Origin of the sequence: Periweissella cryptocerci, from assembly GCF_004358325.1 — a bacterium.
GTDB classification, from domain to species: Bacteria; Bacillota; Bacilli; order Lactobacillales; family Lactobacillaceae; genus Periweissella; species Periweissella cryptocerci.
In genome coordinates this window covers 2,823,248-2,838,522 of the sequence record NZ_CP037940.1, presented here as the reverse complement: position 1 = coordinate 2,838,522, position 15,275 = coordinate 2,823,248, and the positions used below count along the sequence as shown (strand labels likewise).

Below are 15,275 nucleotides of genomic sequence, written 5' to 3'. Positions count from 1 at the left end.
CCACTGACTTGCACTCCTTTGTGTGAGGGCACCAGGCATAAATTAACTTATCTCTGGCACAATACTATAATCTCACACAACAACTACCGAAAAACCCCGTGAAAACTTCGTGAAATCTTTCGAAAATGTCCGATTTTTTGATTATTCGACCATTTTTAATCCGTTTTCGTACTTTTTTCTTCGTTTTCCGGTATTTTTTCATCATTTACGACATAACGCGTTAAATTAATGCCGACATTGCGCGCTGCCAAACTTTCCGCAAATACTACGGCAGCCGTTGTCTTAAAATCACGATACCGACTTTCGCCATATCCGACCGCTGACATAACTTGGCGATCTGAGTACCCCTGTATGTAATACAGTTTCATAATGCGGCCTTTGACAGTTTCCATTCCTTCGATTACTGCAAGAATCGCAGCTAGCTTTTCTTTAGCCATCATGATAGTCATCATTTTTTGTTCTGCGCTATTTTGGTCAGCCGAAGCTTGAACCTTATCAGCTGACAACGTTGGACTTTTTAAGTCGGCATCAGAGATGCCGGCTTGGGTATACAGCCGTTCAAACTTCGGCACTTTGTTCCGTGGCTGCTTAAAAAAATATTTAACTTTTTTGGCAGTTGCGTCATAATCCAGTAAACTATCAAAGAGTTCAATCTCCTTTGGTACAAAAACTTCCATATTTTCACCTCACACAAATGTTATAATGGACATGTCAACCAAAACACATACCATTTTGCATTCAGTGAAAGCTGAGTGCTTTTTTATTGTTTTTCAGACTAAGTAAGTACTTGTAATCTATTCTTTAATCAGTAGTGCAATGTAACTGATAATCCAGAACAGTAGCCCGACTCCATTGACCCACCATGCGATACCCGGCGTCTTTGGCGTAGGTGGCAAATCACCCCAACCAATCCATGCCATTGCAAACGAATAATCCAATACGCCGATAAGAAATGATACTAGGAATCTATAAATCATAATTTTAATCTCCAAAAATCAAATTGCCGGCAACAAGCATTATTTTAAGTAGTACTAGCACCGTGATTGAAGCAGCAATGACAATTCCGGCTGCTTCAATCATATTTTTTACTTTTTCCCATGAGAACCTCGATAAATAATGTTTAATACTGCTCATTCACACTTCCACCGCTCGGCCACGATACAGAGCGGCTACCTTACTCGCTTGCTCCTGATTAAATTCAGCAGCTTCCCAACAATCATTCGTTAAATCAATGTAATCGGCATATTCACCATGTCTGATGTTTTCAATGTATTGTATGCGGTCTTTAACTTTTTCAACTCGAACGACCCACAATCCTTTTTGTCCCTTCATGATTCGCATCCTTTCGATTTTCTATTCGTAATTCGCTAATGGGCACTTCCCCCGTCCGGCATTTCAGCGTGTGAATTATTTTTGTTTAAGCGAGTACAAGGATATCCGGGAATTCATCCCCTAAGGCGTCAACAAAATATTGTTTGATGTTATTAATCGCTTGAATCTTCCAGTAACCACCATCAGCTTCGTAGAGAGCCGCTCGTGGGCCTTCTTTAACACGGAAGATAAATGGACTCTCTGGCTGTTCAACCTCCAAGAACGTACGGAAAGGCTTCAATTTGACGGGGTTTGGCACCTTTGCCTCACCTTTTGACGCAATCCCAGTCTTAATGGTTGCCGCTTGGGTAATGCCGTCATCCTCTAAAGTTCGACTTTCACCGTCCGTTAAATTGCCAAGGAACTTAAGAACCAGGGCACGGTCTTCTGTGTCGGCAAAAAGCGCCTGCAATTTAATAACCGCATCTTCGGTGTCGTAGTAATTATCAAAGTAGAATGGTGTACCGTAAGCGTTAGCAACTGCCAACACTTCACGCCGGCCAGCGTTGTCCACGTCCCCCAATAGATTAACTTTCGTTTCATCTACGACTTGGATTGCTGTAATTAATCGTGGTGTGCCGTCTTTTACAACGCCCAAAGTATCGGGTTTCTTAATCAAATCAACGATACCTGCAAACTTAGCGACTTCGAGCACCGTTTGGACACGATCATCTGGTTGGTAACGTTCGATTTTGTTGCCTTGGATCAAGAACGTTTCCCCTTCGTGTTCAATAATTTTATTTTGCATAGCTTCATGGGCAGTTTGTTGAATTAATTCAAGTGTATCGTAGTTAAGCATTTGTTAATCCCTAGCCTTTCTTTCGTAAATCAATGAGGTTGTCTTTTGGTGCAGGAAGATTTTTCTCATCAGACACAGTAGCCTCAACGTCTTCAATGTCTTCCCCGACATCAGTTTTCAAACGTTCATCTTTAGTATCAAAATAAGTTTGACCTTTAACGCCAGAACGCAACTCATTTGCTTCAATTCGCCCTGTGTTGTAATCACGACCAGCAAGCACCTTGGTAACTTGTCCTGTTACTGGTTGTAGTGTGAGTTTGGTATCGGCAAAAACGATGTATTCGTCTTTGAATTCCTTACTACGTTTCACGGTCAACATGATATTTAATTTACGCGCCTTGTCTTGGTCTGTGTTTTGATCAAGGATATTTGCAAACAACTTAGACAATTCGGCATTGATAGTTTCGCCAAACGCCCCATCATTGAGTTCATACACATTAATATTAATTTTGTTGCTCATCAGCAATCTCCTCTTCTCGCATTTGTAGTGTGAGCTTTTTTATTTCGTTCCAAACAAGATTTTGAGTCTGTACCTGCGGGATAGGTTCACCCCGTTCGCCAATATACATATTCCGACTTATTAAGTGAGCAGTATCAAACCCAAGTACCCATTCAGCCCCTGAAGAAGATTCTTCTAGTTCTGAATAAGTTAGCCCACCATGTACGTTTAAATGCTGTAACTGGTTGTAATGCACACCAAAGAACTTAGATTTTGAAGTCACGTGTACATAGCCGTTGATAATTCCCGTTGGCATTTGCTTGATATGGTATATATACCCGTTTTCTGCACCAGACTGAATAAGCTGTGGCATAAGATTCTTTAGCATCTGCATTTGTTCATCGCTATAGCTCATTTGTATTCTCCTCATCTGTGGCCTCAGCAAACGCAAAATGAGTAAATTGGTCAATCTGAACTAATTCCGAATAGACTAATCGCCATTTTTCAACAAATGCTTTGGCATCCACTTCTGCTTTAGCTATGTGTATCAATTGCCCCGTGGCAACACTAGTAACTTTATACATTTCGGTTTTCACAAAAATTTCTATTGACTTCATAGTCGCACCTACATTTCAACTTCTTCGGGAACTGCACCAACGATGTTTAGTTCCCGAATCTTGGCATACGCATCCTGTTCTCGCATAAACGACCAGGCATCATCAATTCCAAAAGTCCACGGATCATCATCCCCGAGTTGAGCTCCTCGGCGCAGGTAATTGATTTCCTTTTTGGATTTACTCTTACGGATGACGTATGCCATGTAGCGGAAAGCGTATATATCTGCACCTGTAACCCAAAAATTAAATAGTTGAATCATTTTGAGTGGGCGCTTATCAAATACACTTGCCCAAGTTACTTTATGATTTTTGCGGTCTAATGTAGCAAGTACTACTGGAATCGAGCCATTTGAAAGTACAACATCAACAATATCTTTGCTGATTTGCTTAACCCTGGCTACATCCCCGAGCTTGGTTTGCAACCAAACCGCCTCAACCGTATTTTTCATGGTCTATCCCTTTTCTAAAATAAATTTATTGGCACTTTCTTTTAATTGTTGGTACACAATTTCAAGGACGCTCTTGGGTACCAAATCATAGACATATGTTGCTGGATCTACGTGCATATAATTCACCGACTTTCTAAGTGGTTATACGACGCATTCTAAAGTAGATATGAATTCCATCAAACATGTTATCCCGCACATCAACGTTCACCAGTTCCTTGTCTCTGCGAGTAAATTCGAGCAACTCGTAATCTGGATACATTTCGCGAATGTATTCTTCAAGGGTGCCTTCTTGCAGACGTCGCATAACCGCTGCTCTCGAAAACTTATAATCACGCTTAGGTTGGTATTCCGGCTTAACTAGGTTCCCTCGGGAAGAACTCCATTTGTTATTTCCCTTAGCGAACTTGCCAAAATCTTTCGTGAAATAGTTTGCTAGTTTTTCGACAGCTGTGCCTTCGTGTTCGCCTGGGAACGTATCTTGAATTGTTTGCACGTCAACAAATCCCAATTGCTGCTTATTCTTGCCACGCCCAACACTCCACATATCTCGAACGCTTTGTTCGTTAAGATACCCATCATTCTCAATGATTAAGTGATGATGGATTCGTCCATTTTCAGAACCCCATTGCACCACTGATAAGAACCGAACTGTTTCTTGACCCCTGCGCTTTCGATTAGCATTAACTTTTCTCATAAAGTTGCTAAAGCGTTTTTCGGCATCTTCGTAGCCGGCAGGGAGAAACATATCGTTATAGGTCAAAGTTATGTGTAGAGCTGTGTTCACGAAGAAATTTGCAATCATCAGCAATCTGAAATATCGACGGCTATTCTCATCGTTGAGTGTCTTCTGTGCTGGTCTAGTTGCTTCGACCTTTTTACGAGATGGGAGTTTCCCACCTGGCACAAAATCAATTGGCATATGCTTGGGAATGATTGAGCCTTCAAAATAATCAGCCCCAGCAAACAATCTAGTTTCCCTAAAATATTTAACTAAGGCTGTAGCTTTCCTCATTTTTCCACCACTTTAAGTTGCGTCGTTAAGTTAATACAGTATAACGAGGCCAAAACGTCTACTTCTCAAAACTTTAAAAGTCTTGATTTTCAACGTTATGGTGCCCTCTTGATTGCAAAAACCGACAAATTCAACTAGAATGATGTTAGTTGGTTTGAGTTGAATTTTTGTCGAATTTAATTTAAAACATTTAGCACATGTGATCTTCAGTCACGTGTGCTTTTTTGTTGTCACCGTGTCACGGGTTTCCAAAATCCCAGTGACTCCTAACAGGGAATTTTCAATGTGATTTCCATGCTTGCGCGTAGTCCTTTTCATATCGAACGTTGTAGCAAAACTGAAACCCACCACCACGCTTGTGACACTTATTGCAAGTAACCAAACTTCCGCCATCCACTTCTCACCTCCTATCCAATAGTTCAGTTCTTGCATATTCATCAATCAGGCCGTATAAAATTCGCTTTTCAGCAATTTTTAACTTGTTCCAATTATCAAAATTTGTCGAAAACGTCATCGTTTCTTCAATGTCAATTTCAGCTGCGATATTCCCGTTTCGCTTGCCGGCATTAATTAACAAATACGTATGTGCGTTGGTCGCAATAACTAACTCAATCTTACGAACCCAAGGCAATGCCCTAGCACTATCAATGAACTCCGCAGTCCTCATTGTTTTTCACCACCTTTACCTGGCTTTGAATGCCGTAATTTCAGATTACGAATTTTTGCTTCAACAGAACTACGTGCGCGACCTAATTGTGCAGCAATCACCTTAGCGGTTGCGCCACCGTGCACATATTCATTAACGAGTAACTTCAGCTCTAATTTATTCCATTTCATATTCATTGCTACTCCTCCTTAGCTCGCCACGCCAAAACGAACATGATTGATGTAAAACTCACCGCTACACCTAACGCGATGCTGCTAATAACAATTGCCACCATATTAAGCCTCGTGTTTCTGACCAGCTAAACCCATGTTTTGGGCGATGGTCTGCGACGAATCCGGCATGCCATGAGCGGATGACGTATCCTTTACGATTTGCGCTAATAAATGATTTTGGTGCTTAAGTTGCTTGTTAATATATCGAAGTTGTTTCAAAACTTCTGGATTGCTATTCTCGCCTTTAGTCAATGTTCATAGCCCTTTCTTTCGTGTAGGCAATCGCCCGGTTTTTCCTAATACCATCTCATTTAATCTTTTTCTAATCTGTCGGGATTTTTTTATTAATCTAAATGAGTTGGTCGTTGGAACAACCATGGGCGAACTTGGTCAACGTAGTATCGTGCGTCTTTGCCCGCAAAGTTTTGCTGATAGACGTGATCTCGGAAATATTCCTCGTTCATGTACGTGTCAATCTTGCTGACATCAACATCCAGCCACTTGGCTAACGCTTTTTTGCTAACCGTCAGGCTTGTTGGTTCATACTCATTCTTTAATGGCTGTAGAACTGCGATTAATTGAGTTGCTACCTCGGTGGTTAACGTTTGTAATAATGTGTCTGCCATTGTTTGCCTCCTTACTTTTACTGTTTAAATTCACGTACGACGATTGCTTTAGTAATCAGTATTTTTGCCTATTCGAAGAAATAAACACCGAGCGAAACGATTATTGCTAATACTGCGATTGCCATATTAGTTATTTAACCCGTTCCGGATAGCGCTGACATTGCAAAATAACAATGTGCGCTGCTTGTTGTGCAATAACCTGATCTTGCATATCAATCAATTCCAACAAAGTTGTTGTAGATTGATAATCCGGTGTAACTCTTGGTTCCATCACAAACTTCTTTTTAGATTCAAAATTAGTCTGAAGTAAGTTAATGTGACCCGCTTGACTTTCGATTAACTCATACTTCAAATTCGACAGCTCAACTAAGCCATTCAGCGACATATTGGTTAATGTTTTTGTATAGCTATCTTGAATAATCATGATGAGTACCTACCTTTCGTATCCTTGGGCAAGTTGCCGGTGGACTTGCTAAAACAGCCCTAAATCTTTAGCCTCGTTATAATAAGCGTCCGGCCACACCAAGAACTCTTTTCCTTGATATAAGGCGTAGAGTTCTTTTTCTTTTAGACTGGGGTGAAACCCAATCAAAGTTTCGTGCATTTCGTCTGTATAACTAGGAACTCCCTTGGTACGCAAAATTGCGACGCGCTGATTTGCGTCATTAAAATAAAACACTACCGAAAACTCATCGTTCCGTGACTGTTCCATTTTTATCCATCTCCTCTTGCAAGCTTATTAGACATTTTTCCAAGCCTATAGTTGTTATAATTGATTCACCGACTGTACTAGCAGTCGAATACACATAAAGGATTAAACTAAATGAATTTTTCGATATTTATTCGATTATTAGTTGCAAACTTGTTTGGAAGAGTAAAAATAACTCAACAATACAAGTATCGTGATTTTGTAATTAGAAATAGGCTGTTGAAAGTGTTGAACGAAGACGCATATTTCGATGAAGCGGGCGTTTGGCGCAGCACGCCGACGTTTGATTACACAATTACATTAGCTGGACAGTCTGAGTTTTTCGGCTATGTTAACCAAGTCCTTATAAATCGTTTGCTATCCATAATTGCTTTAGTAATCAGTATTTTTGCCTATTTGAAGAAATAAACACCGAGCGAAACGATTATTGCTAATACTGCGATTGCCATATTAGTTAATCTATTACGACCATTCCAGTAGTTCTTGAATGCCAACATTGTTTGCTCATCCCAAACTCCATCGCCAGGCACCGGTTCATTAAACCGGTGTCTTTTTTCGTGTCCCCTAGGCATTGCTATTCACCTCCCTTAAATCCAAACATTCATTTTCAATGACAAATTCGTTGTTGAAGCTTCAAATATTAACAGCTTGGGATTATATTTCTAAGCTTACGAAGAACTGCGGACTGCTATTCTGAAAGAAGCAACAGCAATTGCAAAATCGCTAAAATACCCAAAATTGTCACAGACCATTTCCAAAATGCACAAAACCTCATAGTCCACGATGTAATAATTAGCATAGTTACTATCCAAGAAACTGAATAAAAAATAATGTATCCGCTTGATTCCATTCCCACCTCAAATTTAGTTTGTAACTGTAATTGCTCATTTTTTACCTTAGCAATTGGCTCGCAAGAATGCTTATGATAATCGGAACAAGAAATGGATATATCCATTTCAGAAAGAATTCGTGTCGTTGATTTCGACGGTCACGGGTTCTTTTTTTCTTAGCCAACAAGATGTGTAAATATTCAACTTCAGTCCTTTTTTCGTTTTCGGTCATTTCATCAAACGGCGGCATACCCATTCACCTCCTTTAGATTCAAATATTCACTTAGTTTCCCAATTCGATTTATAATTTAATCGCGGTCGTAGCGCGACTGACAAAATTAGAAAGGAGCTTCGATAATGATTAACGCATTTGTCCACATTTACAGTGGCAATGATGTTCCTCAAAACGAGGCGCACCAACTTGACTCAATTCCAGCAACTGGCGATACTATCGCTTTTGATTCTTCAAGCAAATTCTATCTGGTGCTCGGAGTAACCCGTAATTACTTTGACAGCGCAAAATTTGCCGTAGATTTATACGTAAAAGCAACCAGCCAATCGGAATGGATTCAATCAATCAAGTAGCGGCCATTTAGTTTTTCCAAAGGTGCTCTGTGTACCCGTTTTTTTCGTCCACCCATCGAAATCAATTTTGCGAATCCAATGTTTTTCTTTATAACTCTCAATGGAGTTATCATAGATTTCGATTTCAGGTGCTAAGAAATACTGTTCTAAGCCAATTGCGTAGTGAATTCTTTGAATTCCTATCCAATTGGCTTTTTTGATAACAACTTTTCCAAGCAAAGAGCCTGAAATTTCGATGAAATCTCCAACTTCGAACATTTAAGTCACCTCCTCTCAATCATCATTCCCGCCGCCATTTCAATTTCGCCTTATAATATAGTTGCAGTCGTGCTGGACTGACTAACATCGAAAGGAGAAAACTATGGATTTCGAACTGCCCGATACACAAAGTGAATCTATCGTCAAGGCGCTTCGCGAAGAGCTGATAATATTATCAGCTTCTAACGAAAATGTTTCATTGCTGGATGAAACCGGAACGCCGTTGAAAAATATTTCATCATTCGCCAACTCTTTTGTTCAATTAATTTACGCTGATGATTCGACTCGTATCATTCACGTTTCAAAACTTGACGTATCATTCCGCACTAACCTGGAATAAACAACTTATGTTTACCGGCAACCATTGATACTTGCTTTTTTGAATGTCGAGCAAGTTGCCGCAGTATGAATTGCAGTAGAGCCTTACTAACCTCGCCGTTAGTGAGGCTCTTTTTGATTGGTCGTTGATAAGCACTTGCAATTGCGTTACTGACATCCAACCACTCGTGCAATGACAATCCTTGAGCAGCGTTCGCAATCTCTTTAATTTTTTCTTGCGTAAGGTGCAATTCTAGTCGCCTCCTCTCATTCTGTGCGTTTCACACGGGTTAACAAACAAATTTGCAAGTACGTGGAACATCAAGCGATGCATCCCCTTAAGTTGAAAAAGATAATAGACAAACTCAAATGTTGATTATCTTTGACTTAACCTTGTTGAAATAGATTTACTTTAATCAACTAAAGTTTCTTATTTGTCAACTTTAATTGTAAAAAAACGCCCAACATCGGAAACGCCTAATGCGGATGCTACTAGCGCTAATTCATCTGCGGACATAGAAATGCGCCCACGCTCTTTCGCTGCATACTTTTCACGACTCCAATCGAGATGAAATGCCAATTCTTCTTGAGTCCACCCCCGTGATACACGCTCGCCTTTTAATCTATTTAGATCAAATTTCATCTGAATCCTCCTCACTTGTATGATATGTTCATTATCGCCTCTTGTTTCCGATTTGTCAACTGACTAGTATCTTATATGTACCATTTTGTTGGTTAGAGTTTCCATTTTGTGATATATTTGAACCAATCAAAGGAGTATATATTATGCGAACCAACCACGAAATAATTGAATTGATGAGGTCGTTAATGACCGAACGTAGCATGATTCAGCAGGATATTGTTAACGCCACAAATATTTCAAAATCTACAATTTCTAAATATTTTAATGAGACTCGAGGATTTCCTCTTGACCGAGCAAATCAATTCGCAAATATATTCGGAATTACGCCAGAATATCTTCTAGGTGTATATCCTAGCGAATTTGATGCTCTTACTAACGTACAAAAGAAAGTCATTTCTCACATAGATCCAGATACACCAGAAAATGAAGCACAACAAATTATAAATTTTAGCGAGAATTTAAAATTGTCACGGGCGCCAAAAAAAACGGATAACACTACTAATATAGTAGATGAAACAGATGAAGCGCAGCAAATTATCAATTTTAACGAGAAATTAAAATTGTCGCAGGCATCTAAAAAAACACAGCACGTACTGCGTGCGGCCGACAATGGTTCTGAAGTTACCGACTCTGACTTAGCTGCGTTAGCACGTGCAAAAAAGAATGGAGATACTTTGTAAATGAAACAAGAAGTCGAACTTGATTTCTTCATGGATGAATTAGTACGCATTGCAAAAGCAAACTCACTTACTATTCGTTTGACAGATGAACGGTTAGAGCACGAGAAACTTAGCTTTATAAACGATCATGACATCTTATTTAGTCGTATTTTATTAGATATGAATAGTCGCGTATTTATTCTTGCCCACGAAATTTCTCACGTAGCAAATTATCTCGTCTTACACGGTCGAACGAAAGCGCAACGTGAATACGATGCGAACATCGGCGCCGCTAAACTAATTATGAGCATCTACGCTCGTTACTTGCGCGTGAACAATTTAAAATTTGATGTTGAACTAAATTTTCAGGCGCGTGAAGATCTAGTTCGGCAACTAGCATCTAACTTTGATATTCGTCTGAGTGCTGATTTGCAAAGTTACTGGCCGACGTTTGATAATCTGCGTCAGATTATCTTTCAATTCGAAGATCGCTCTCGTGTAGGCGAACTATTCAATTACAACTGGCGGGCACGAGGTCAAGACCGTTTCCCAGCAATTCTTCGAGAAGATGAATATCAGGAATTTATTGATTCTAACTACGATTTATCATTTCCATGGATGAGTTGGCACGAATCTTATGACTTAGGCGATGATGCAATCCGAATTGATCACGTCACAGGTAAAATCGCATTGTCGTATAAGGCGCTCAATCCCGAATACCACCGCACGTATCTTGATAGATTATTCAAGCGTGATGGTAAGCTCACTCGACTTGTCGATCACATGGAAGACTTACATGTCTCGCCTTTACGCACTCGTTTATCCTATGAAAACCTATATATACAAACAGCATACCCAGGCACTGGACCGGGCATGTACATTGTGAAAAACGATCACGAGAAAAACGAGAATCAAGTATTGTTTGATATGCTTAACCCGGATACTGGAGCAAACGGTAAATTAATTGTGGCTCCTAATGCTATCGAGAATGGTCTATATGGCCCAACTCAGCTCGCTGTCATTGGCAAACGGCTCGGACCGTGGTTAAAAACCTTATCAAAGCTTGAAAAGAAACATGTACCTACTCACTAAAAAAAGCGCATCCCCTGGCGACAGGAAATGCGCGTACATATTTGACCGTGATGTCGTAAAACTAATTAACTTGAACGGAGAAAATAGTGTTATGCCAGAAACATTACAGATTAACGACCTATCCGATATCATTTCTTCCCTTCCATCGATAAATTCCGATGCAACTTATTGGTTTATTCGTGCACAAAGCGGTGACTATTTCACTGACTTTGTAACCAACCAATATGTCGGTATTGGTTTCGATGAAATTTCTTTAGCGGACGTTAAAAATACTGCTAGTGACAAAGATAAATTAAAAATAATGTTCCAGGAAAAAAAGCCTAAGGATTCTAAAGGAAATGCAATTCCAGTTGGAACATTTACCTCATGGGTTGGCCAACTTACTCGTTTTGCTAATGATATTAAGCCTGGCGATTACGTGCTTGTTCCAAGTAAATCTTCGGAACGTTTTGCGTTAGGCGTCGTAACCGGCGATCCTTTTGAAATTACCAAGCAACAACTCGAGGAAATACCCGTTGTCCAAGGTCGTCAAAATTCACCGTTTCTTAAACGTCTCAAGGTTCAGTTTTTAAAGCAATTCAATCGAGAGCAAGCTGATCCCGCGCTGTATCGAATGATATATACACAACAAACGTTAAGTAAAATAAACAAGTACATTCCATATATCTTGCGTGCGGCATATGATGCCTACGTATCAAATAACCAGCTTTATCTCACGTTCCATGTTAATCAAAAAGAAGATATTAACGGACGCGCGTTCACTGGTTTTACGTATAACCTTGTTGAAGCGTATGGTGAACTTATACCTGACTCTGACCCGATTATTAAAAGTAACGTGCAATCTGAAGGTGATGTTCAACTAGTTTTAGCAATCGCCCCGGTTGTTGGTTTGCTCTTGCTGACTTTAATTGTACTTCATAGCAAAAAAGGTTTTACGTTCAAAGCAATGCTTGGTAAAGACCATGGTATTGAATTAACAAAAGAAGATGACGGTGTTGTTGGGCAACGTGTCAAGGGCGCTGAAACGAAACGTTTAAACGAAGAGCTAGAAGCCAAGGATGCTCATATTGCTCGTATGCTTGAGTTTGCTAATAAAGCAGGCATGAATATGGATTCTATCCAAGCGTCTATTTCAAAAGAACTTTCAGAAGCAATAAAAAAAGCTAGTGAACCCAATGAGTCAGAAGACTAATCAAATTACCTAACTTATTATTTGTAATAAAATCTAATTGTTGTAGCAACGATAATGGCATCAGCAATTAACGCAATAATTAATTTAGAGATAGGTGCAAACTCGAATTCCGTCAAAATAAAGCTAACCGCAAAATATAATGGGGTAAAGAGTACGAATATTGCGCCGACATATGAAGCAACGATATCGAACATTTTCGACTTCATTCTATCACCTCCAATTTTATGCTGCTTACTATTGACATTGTACCAATATTTGCTGTTTTAGTGAACCTAATAGCTTAGCGTTAATAAAATTTTAATCGATTAGCCTCTTGTTAAAACGTTCATCTATACGCTTTTGTTGATTTTCAACTCGTGTGTTCATTTGATTACGTCTTTTGTTAGCCGCTTCCATTTTTTGTCGAACTTCACGTTGGTGCAGTTCAAATTTCGTATTTTCTTTTTTTAATTTACTAAACATGACTCACTATTTTCTTATATTACAAAGCGCATCCCCCGAATACCAGGGAATGCGCGTACATATTTGACCGTGATGTCGTTAAACTAGTACATGAAAAAAATACCCATAAATTACAGATTCGAAGATCAATAAAGCAATTGACATTTAACATGTATCCATATATTCTGAGGTTACGAAATGATTTCTAGTCCGTCGAGACAAATGAGATCCGGAGCGCAACCTCATGTAAATGGAGTTGCGTTTTTTGTCGTTCAAGGAGGTCTCATGGCTGAACCAGATTCTTGCAATTTCATTTTATTTATGGTGTAATACTCGTATTAATAGGCGGCATCGTCTCACAAAATACCCGTATTACATTCTTTCTTGAATGCGATACGGGTATTTTGCGTTTTATACGAAAAACGTTTCTATGACTGGCCGAATTGAAATACTTAAAAGCGATTACTGAAGTGCTCGAACCGTTTATCAATGACCACTCACTAACGTTTTTCACCATCCATTCACTTATGAGGCACAGGGTAATCTCAAACGTTCAATCAATTAGAGATAAAACCCACGAAATTCACAAGCGTATCATTATGGATAACTGCCCTATTTCGATAAACTTAATATGTACTATTGAAAGTTTTTTCCTTGTGTATTAGGGATAATACTAAATAAGGATGGTGTTATCATGCCAACAAATGACAATAACCAAGCTCATAAAGATGCCCACGACATTGTAAATAGATATACAAAATCACCCGCAGAAGCGAAAGCTGAGCAACAATTACAAGCTGTTCTAGAAATGGAATCTTCAGAAAAAAACGGCAGCAACAAACTCTCAAGATCCACAAAAATAATGTTTCTCGCACTAGGTATTTTACCGGCTTTTTTAACCATTGCTATAATCGCTGCTCCTGCGGATGATTCATTCACTAGCTCTCCTCAAGTTACTCAATCAGCAAGCGGCGGTTCTGATGAAGTTGAGGATTTATCAGAACCAGAAGCATCCGCTGAAGAATACAACCCTGAAGAATTTAATTCCCAAATGGAAGGAAATTTAACAGCTAACGACATCAGCGGTGATATTTACGATTCTTCCGATTTTTTATCTGGGCATGAAGATATTTACAATATTGATGTTGCTCAAAAGGTAAAATACTGGTCTAATTCAGAAAAGCAAGAATTAGCTGATATGTATTTATCAATTTCCGAATTAGCCTTTGCTACGGCAGGCGGAACTGACTCTGATATAAAGCCGGTAATCCATATATATGCCGAAGATGGTACACAAATTGCTCACGAAGGCGTATTTTCTGATGTTATGAAAGTCGATTAGCGATACCTCTTACTGGATAGCTACCCTATTTCAATATACTTATTATATAACCATTGAAAGTTTTTTCTTTGTGTATTAGGGATAATACTAAATAAGGATGGTACAAGACCATGAAAAAAGAACACACACATCGTTTCGCTTTACTTACAATCATTTTATTATCATCTATTTTCATAACTGGTTGCGGTTCAAAAAGCGCTGCAAATAACACAAGCGACTCCGAATCATCTATCTCACAAAGTTCAGAAACTTCTGATGACTCTGCTGATGCGGATGCCGAATGGACTGAAGAAACCGCATCAAGCCTAGACAAAGAAAAATCAGGTATCGATACCGACAGCATTGATCGTGAACAATTGGTAGAAAATTTATCATCCGGTTCCTCTGTTTGGAATACGGAGTATGATTACACTGACAATATGATTGTTATGACCGCAAAAGGTGACGCAATTGATGAAATCAATGGATATACTGATGATTTCGTTGATGGAATCGATATTTCAATTCAATGGAACGCAATCACTGATACCGCAATCGAATTGGCTGATACAATCGACAAAGCAATCCCTGAAATAGGTGTTCGCATTCTTAACCCGCGTGATAGTCGCAGATCGTTATTCGAATATCAAAATGGTTCTGTCACTTATGATTTTATGACTGACGAGACAACTGATTAATTTCGTAAAATACAAAAATGCTAAATTAGATGAACATTCTCGTTCTCATCCATCAACATTCGTCCATTGATATGTTGATCAGTAAACCTAAGTTCCTTTACTTTTATTTTTAAGGTAACGTATACCCCTGCCCCCATTTCTGCTCTCTCGTACTCAACTTCTGTAACATTATTAATTTTAGTGCTGTCAATAAAGAACCCATCAGCATTCTCAGTAAATACTTGACCTGTTTCTGGATATAATTTCATTTGCGATCTCCTTTCGTTTCTTAAGCAACTTTATCATATCAAGCGAAACTTAGCGAATGCAAAAAGCGCATCCCCTGCATGCCAGGAAA

The 15,275-nt window shown here is 39.2% G+C and carries 30 protein-coding genes; 7 read left to right on the top strand and 23 right to left on the bottom strand.

The window, feature by feature from the left end; all coding sequences use genetic code 11:
* Positions 1-155: 155 nt before the first annotated feature.
* The 17 genes from EQG49_RS12735 to EQG49_RS12660 all read right to left on the bottom strand — a co-directional run bounded on the left by EQG49_RS12735 (position 156) and on the right by EQG49_RS12660 (position 7,473).
* Positions 156-677: an ArpU family phage packaging/lysis transcriptional regulator gene (locus tag EQG49_RS12735; RefSeq protein WP_133364341.1), complete on the bottom strand. Its 522-nt coding sequence runs from the start codon at positions 675-677 to the stop codon at positions 156-158.
* Between the two features lie 117 nt (positions 678-794).
* Positions 795-977 carry a hypothetical protein gene (locus EQG49_RS12730; RefSeq protein WP_133364340.1) on the bottom strand — a complete coding sequence of 61 codons (183 nt, stop codon included), beginning with the start codon at positions 975-977 and terminating at the stop codon, positions 795-797.
* Between the two features lie 4 nt (positions 978-981).
* Positions 982-1,134 (bottom strand): hypothetical protein, encoded by a 153-nt coding sequence (locus EQG49_RS13800; protein ID WP_165964904.1) that lies wholly within the window; start codon positions 1,132-1,134, stop codon positions 982-984.
* Positions 1,135-1,332, bottom strand: coding sequence for a hypothetical protein (locus EQG49_RS12725; protein WP_133364339.1), 198 nt, complete (start codon positions 1,330-1,332; stop codon positions 1,135-1,137).
* 85 nt (positions 1,333-1,417) lie between these two features.
* Complete coding sequence (locus EQG49_RS12720) at positions 1,418-2,170, bottom strand: hypothetical protein (RefSeq protein WP_133364338.1); 753 nt, start codon at positions 2,168-2,170, stop codon at positions 1,418-1,420.
* A 10-nt stretch (positions 2,171-2,180) separates the two neighbouring features.
* A complete protein-coding gene (locus EQG49_RS12715) occupies positions 2,181-2,630 on the bottom strand; it encodes a hypothetical protein (protein ID WP_133364337.1) in 450 nt (149 codons plus the stop codon).
* Positions 2,614-3,024: a hypothetical protein gene (locus EQG49_RS12710; RefSeq protein ID WP_133364336.1), complete on the bottom strand. Its 411-nt coding sequence runs from the start codon at positions 3,022-3,024 to the stop codon at positions 2,614-2,616. The genes EQG49_RS12715 and EQG49_RS12710 overlap by 17 nt, the downstream gene beginning before the upstream one ends.
* Complete coding sequence (locus tag EQG49_RS12705; RefSeq protein ID WP_133364335.1) at positions 3,014-3,226, bottom strand: hypothetical protein; 213 nt, start codon at positions 3,224-3,226, stop codon at positions 3,014-3,016. Before EQG49_RS12705 ends, EQG49_RS12710 begins: the two co-directional genes overlap by 11 nt.
* 8 nt (positions 3,227-3,234) lie before the next feature.
* A complete protein-coding gene (locus EQG49_RS12700) occupies positions 3,235-3,675 on the bottom strand; it encodes a hypothetical protein (RefSeq protein ID WP_133364334.1) in 441 nt (146 codons plus the stop codon).
* A 133-nt stretch (positions 3,676-3,808) separates the two neighbouring features.
* Positions 3,809-4,687, bottom strand: a complete 879-nt coding sequence (locus tag EQG49_RS12695) for a rolling circle replication-associated protein (RefSeq protein ID WP_133364333.1) — start codon at positions 4,685-4,687, stop codon at positions 3,809-3,811.
* 400 nt (positions 4,688-5,087) lie between these two features.
* Complete coding sequence (locus EQG49_RS12690; protein WP_133364332.1) at positions 5,088-5,354, bottom strand: hypothetical protein; 267 nt, start codon at positions 5,352-5,354, stop codon at positions 5,088-5,090.
* Complete coding sequence (locus EQG49_RS12685; protein ID WP_133364331.1) at positions 5,351-5,530, bottom strand: hypothetical protein; 180 nt, start codon at positions 5,528-5,530, stop codon at positions 5,351-5,353. The genes EQG49_RS12690 and EQG49_RS12685 overlap by 4 nt, the downstream gene beginning before the upstream one ends.
* A 99-nt stretch (positions 5,531-5,629) precedes the next feature.
* Complete coding sequence (locus EQG49_RS12680; RefSeq protein WP_133364330.1) at positions 5,630-5,818, bottom strand: hypothetical protein; 189 nt, start codon at positions 5,816-5,818, stop codon at positions 5,630-5,632.
* A 92-nt stretch (positions 5,819-5,910) separates the two neighbouring features.
* Entirely contained in the window at positions 5,911-6,192 is a 282-nt protein-coding gene (locus EQG49_RS12675; RefSeq protein ID WP_133364329.1) for a hypothetical protein, read from the bottom strand.
* A gap of 130 nt (positions 6,193-6,322) precedes the next feature.
* Positions 6,323-6,616 carry a hypothetical protein gene (locus tag EQG49_RS12670; protein WP_133364328.1) on the bottom strand — a complete coding sequence of 98 codons (294 nt, stop codon included), beginning with the start codon at positions 6,614-6,616 and terminating at the stop codon, positions 6,323-6,325.
* 48 nt (positions 6,617-6,664) lie between these two features.
* Complete coding sequence (locus EQG49_RS12665) at positions 6,665-6,904, bottom strand: hypothetical protein (RefSeq protein WP_133364327.1); 240 nt, start codon at positions 6,902-6,904, stop codon at positions 6,665-6,667.
* A gap of 389 nt (positions 6,905-7,293) precedes the next feature.
* Complete coding sequence (locus EQG49_RS12660) at positions 7,294-7,473, bottom strand: hypothetical protein (protein WP_133364326.1); 180 nt, start codon at positions 7,471-7,473, stop codon at positions 7,294-7,296.
* A gap of 615 nt (positions 7,474-8,088) precedes the next feature.
* Between EQG49_RS12660 and EQG49_RS12655 the strand changes: the two genes are divergently transcribed.
* Positions 8,089-8,316 (top strand): hypothetical protein, encoded by a 228-nt coding sequence (locus EQG49_RS12655; protein WP_133364325.1) that lies wholly within the window; start codon positions 8,089-8,091, stop codon positions 8,314-8,316.
* On the opposite strand, the gene EQG49_RS12650 is transcribed toward EQG49_RS12655, so the two are convergent.
* The gene (locus EQG49_RS12650; protein WP_133364324.1) at positions 8,305-8,574 is read right to left on the bottom strand and encodes a hypothetical protein; all 270 of its coding nucleotides are present in this window, start codon (positions 8,572-8,574) and stop codon (positions 8,305-8,307) included. The two genes, EQG49_RS12655 and EQG49_RS12650, sit on opposite strands and share 12 nt — an antisense overlap.
* Before the next feature lie 103 nt (positions 8,575-8,677).
* Here EQG49_RS12650 and EQG49_RS12645 point away from each other — a divergent pair, with 103 nt between their 5' ends.
* Positions 8,678-8,914, top strand: coding sequence for a hypothetical protein (locus tag EQG49_RS12645; RefSeq protein WP_133364323.1), 237 nt, complete (start codon positions 8,678-8,680; stop codon positions 8,912-8,914).
* Here EQG49_RS12645 and EQG49_RS12640 read toward each other — a convergent pair.
* Together EQG49_RS12640 and EQG49_RS12635 are read right to left on the bottom strand one after the other, a co-directional pair.
* On the bottom strand, positions 8,901-9,143 hold the full coding sequence (locus tag EQG49_RS12640; RefSeq protein ID WP_133364322.1) for a hypothetical protein: 243 nt from the start codon (positions 9,141-9,143) through the stop codon (positions 8,901-8,903). The two genes, EQG49_RS12645 and EQG49_RS12640, sit on opposite strands and share 14 nt — an antisense overlap.
* A gap of 179 nt (positions 9,144-9,322) precedes the next feature.
* Positions 9,323-9,535 carry a helix-turn-helix transcriptional regulator gene (locus EQG49_RS12635; RefSeq protein WP_133364321.1) on the bottom strand — a complete coding sequence of 71 codons (213 nt, stop codon included), beginning with the start codon at positions 9,533-9,535 and terminating at the stop codon, positions 9,323-9,325.
* A 185-nt stretch (positions 9,536-9,720) separates the two neighbouring features.
* Between EQG49_RS12635 and EQG49_RS12630 the strand changes: the two genes are divergently transcribed.
* From EQG49_RS12630 to EQG49_RS12620, 3 genes are all read left to right on the top strand, one after another.
* Complete coding sequence (locus EQG49_RS12630; RefSeq protein ID WP_165964903.1) at positions 9,721-10,215, top strand: helix-turn-helix domain-containing protein; 495 nt, start codon at positions 9,721-9,723, stop codon at positions 10,213-10,215.
* Positions 10,216-11,286: a hypothetical protein gene (locus EQG49_RS12625; protein ID WP_133364319.1), complete on the top strand. Its 1,071-nt coding sequence runs from the start codon at positions 10,216-10,218 to the stop codon at positions 11,284-11,286.
* Between the two features lie 91 nt (positions 11,287-11,377).
* Complete coding sequence (locus EQG49_RS12620) at positions 11,378-12,478, top strand: hypothetical protein (RefSeq protein ID WP_133364318.1); 1,101 nt, start codon at positions 11,378-11,380, stop codon at positions 12,476-12,478.
* Positions 12,479-12,495: 17 nt separating this feature from the next.
* Here EQG49_RS12620 and EQG49_RS12615 read toward each other — a convergent pair whose 3' ends face one another.
* Both EQG49_RS12615 and EQG49_RS13795 read right to left on the bottom strand, forming a co-directional pair.
* Entirely contained in the window at positions 12,496-12,684 is a 189-nt protein-coding gene (locus EQG49_RS12615) for a hypothetical protein (protein WP_133364317.1), read from the bottom strand.
* A gap of 91 nt (positions 12,685-12,775) precedes the next feature.
* Positions 12,776-12,940, bottom strand: a complete 165-nt coding sequence (locus EQG49_RS13795) for a hypothetical protein (RefSeq protein WP_165964902.1) — start codon at positions 12,938-12,940, stop codon at positions 12,776-12,778.
* Between the two features lie 673 nt (positions 12,941-13,613).
* On the opposite strand from EQG49_RS13795, the gene EQG49_RS12610 reads away from it, so the two are divergent.
* Positions 13,614-14,261: a hypothetical protein gene (locus EQG49_RS12610; protein ID WP_133364316.1), complete on the top strand. Its 648-nt coding sequence runs from the start codon at positions 13,614-13,616 to the stop codon at positions 14,259-14,261.
* A 110-nt stretch (positions 14,262-14,371) separates the two neighbouring features.
* Positions 14,372-14,938 carry a hypothetical protein gene (locus EQG49_RS12605; protein ID WP_133364315.1) on the top strand — a complete coding sequence of 189 codons (567 nt, stop codon included), beginning with the start codon at positions 14,372-14,374 and terminating at the stop codon, positions 14,936-14,938.
* 20 nt (positions 14,939-14,958) lie between these two features.
* On the opposite strand, the gene EQG49_RS12600 is transcribed toward EQG49_RS12605, so the two are convergent.
* Positions 14,959-15,186 carry a hypothetical protein gene (locus tag EQG49_RS12600; RefSeq protein ID WP_133364314.1) on the bottom strand — a complete coding sequence of 76 codons (228 nt, stop codon included), beginning with the start codon at positions 15,184-15,186 and terminating at the stop codon, positions 14,959-14,961.
* Between the last annotated feature and the right edge of the window lie 89 nt (positions 15,187-15,275).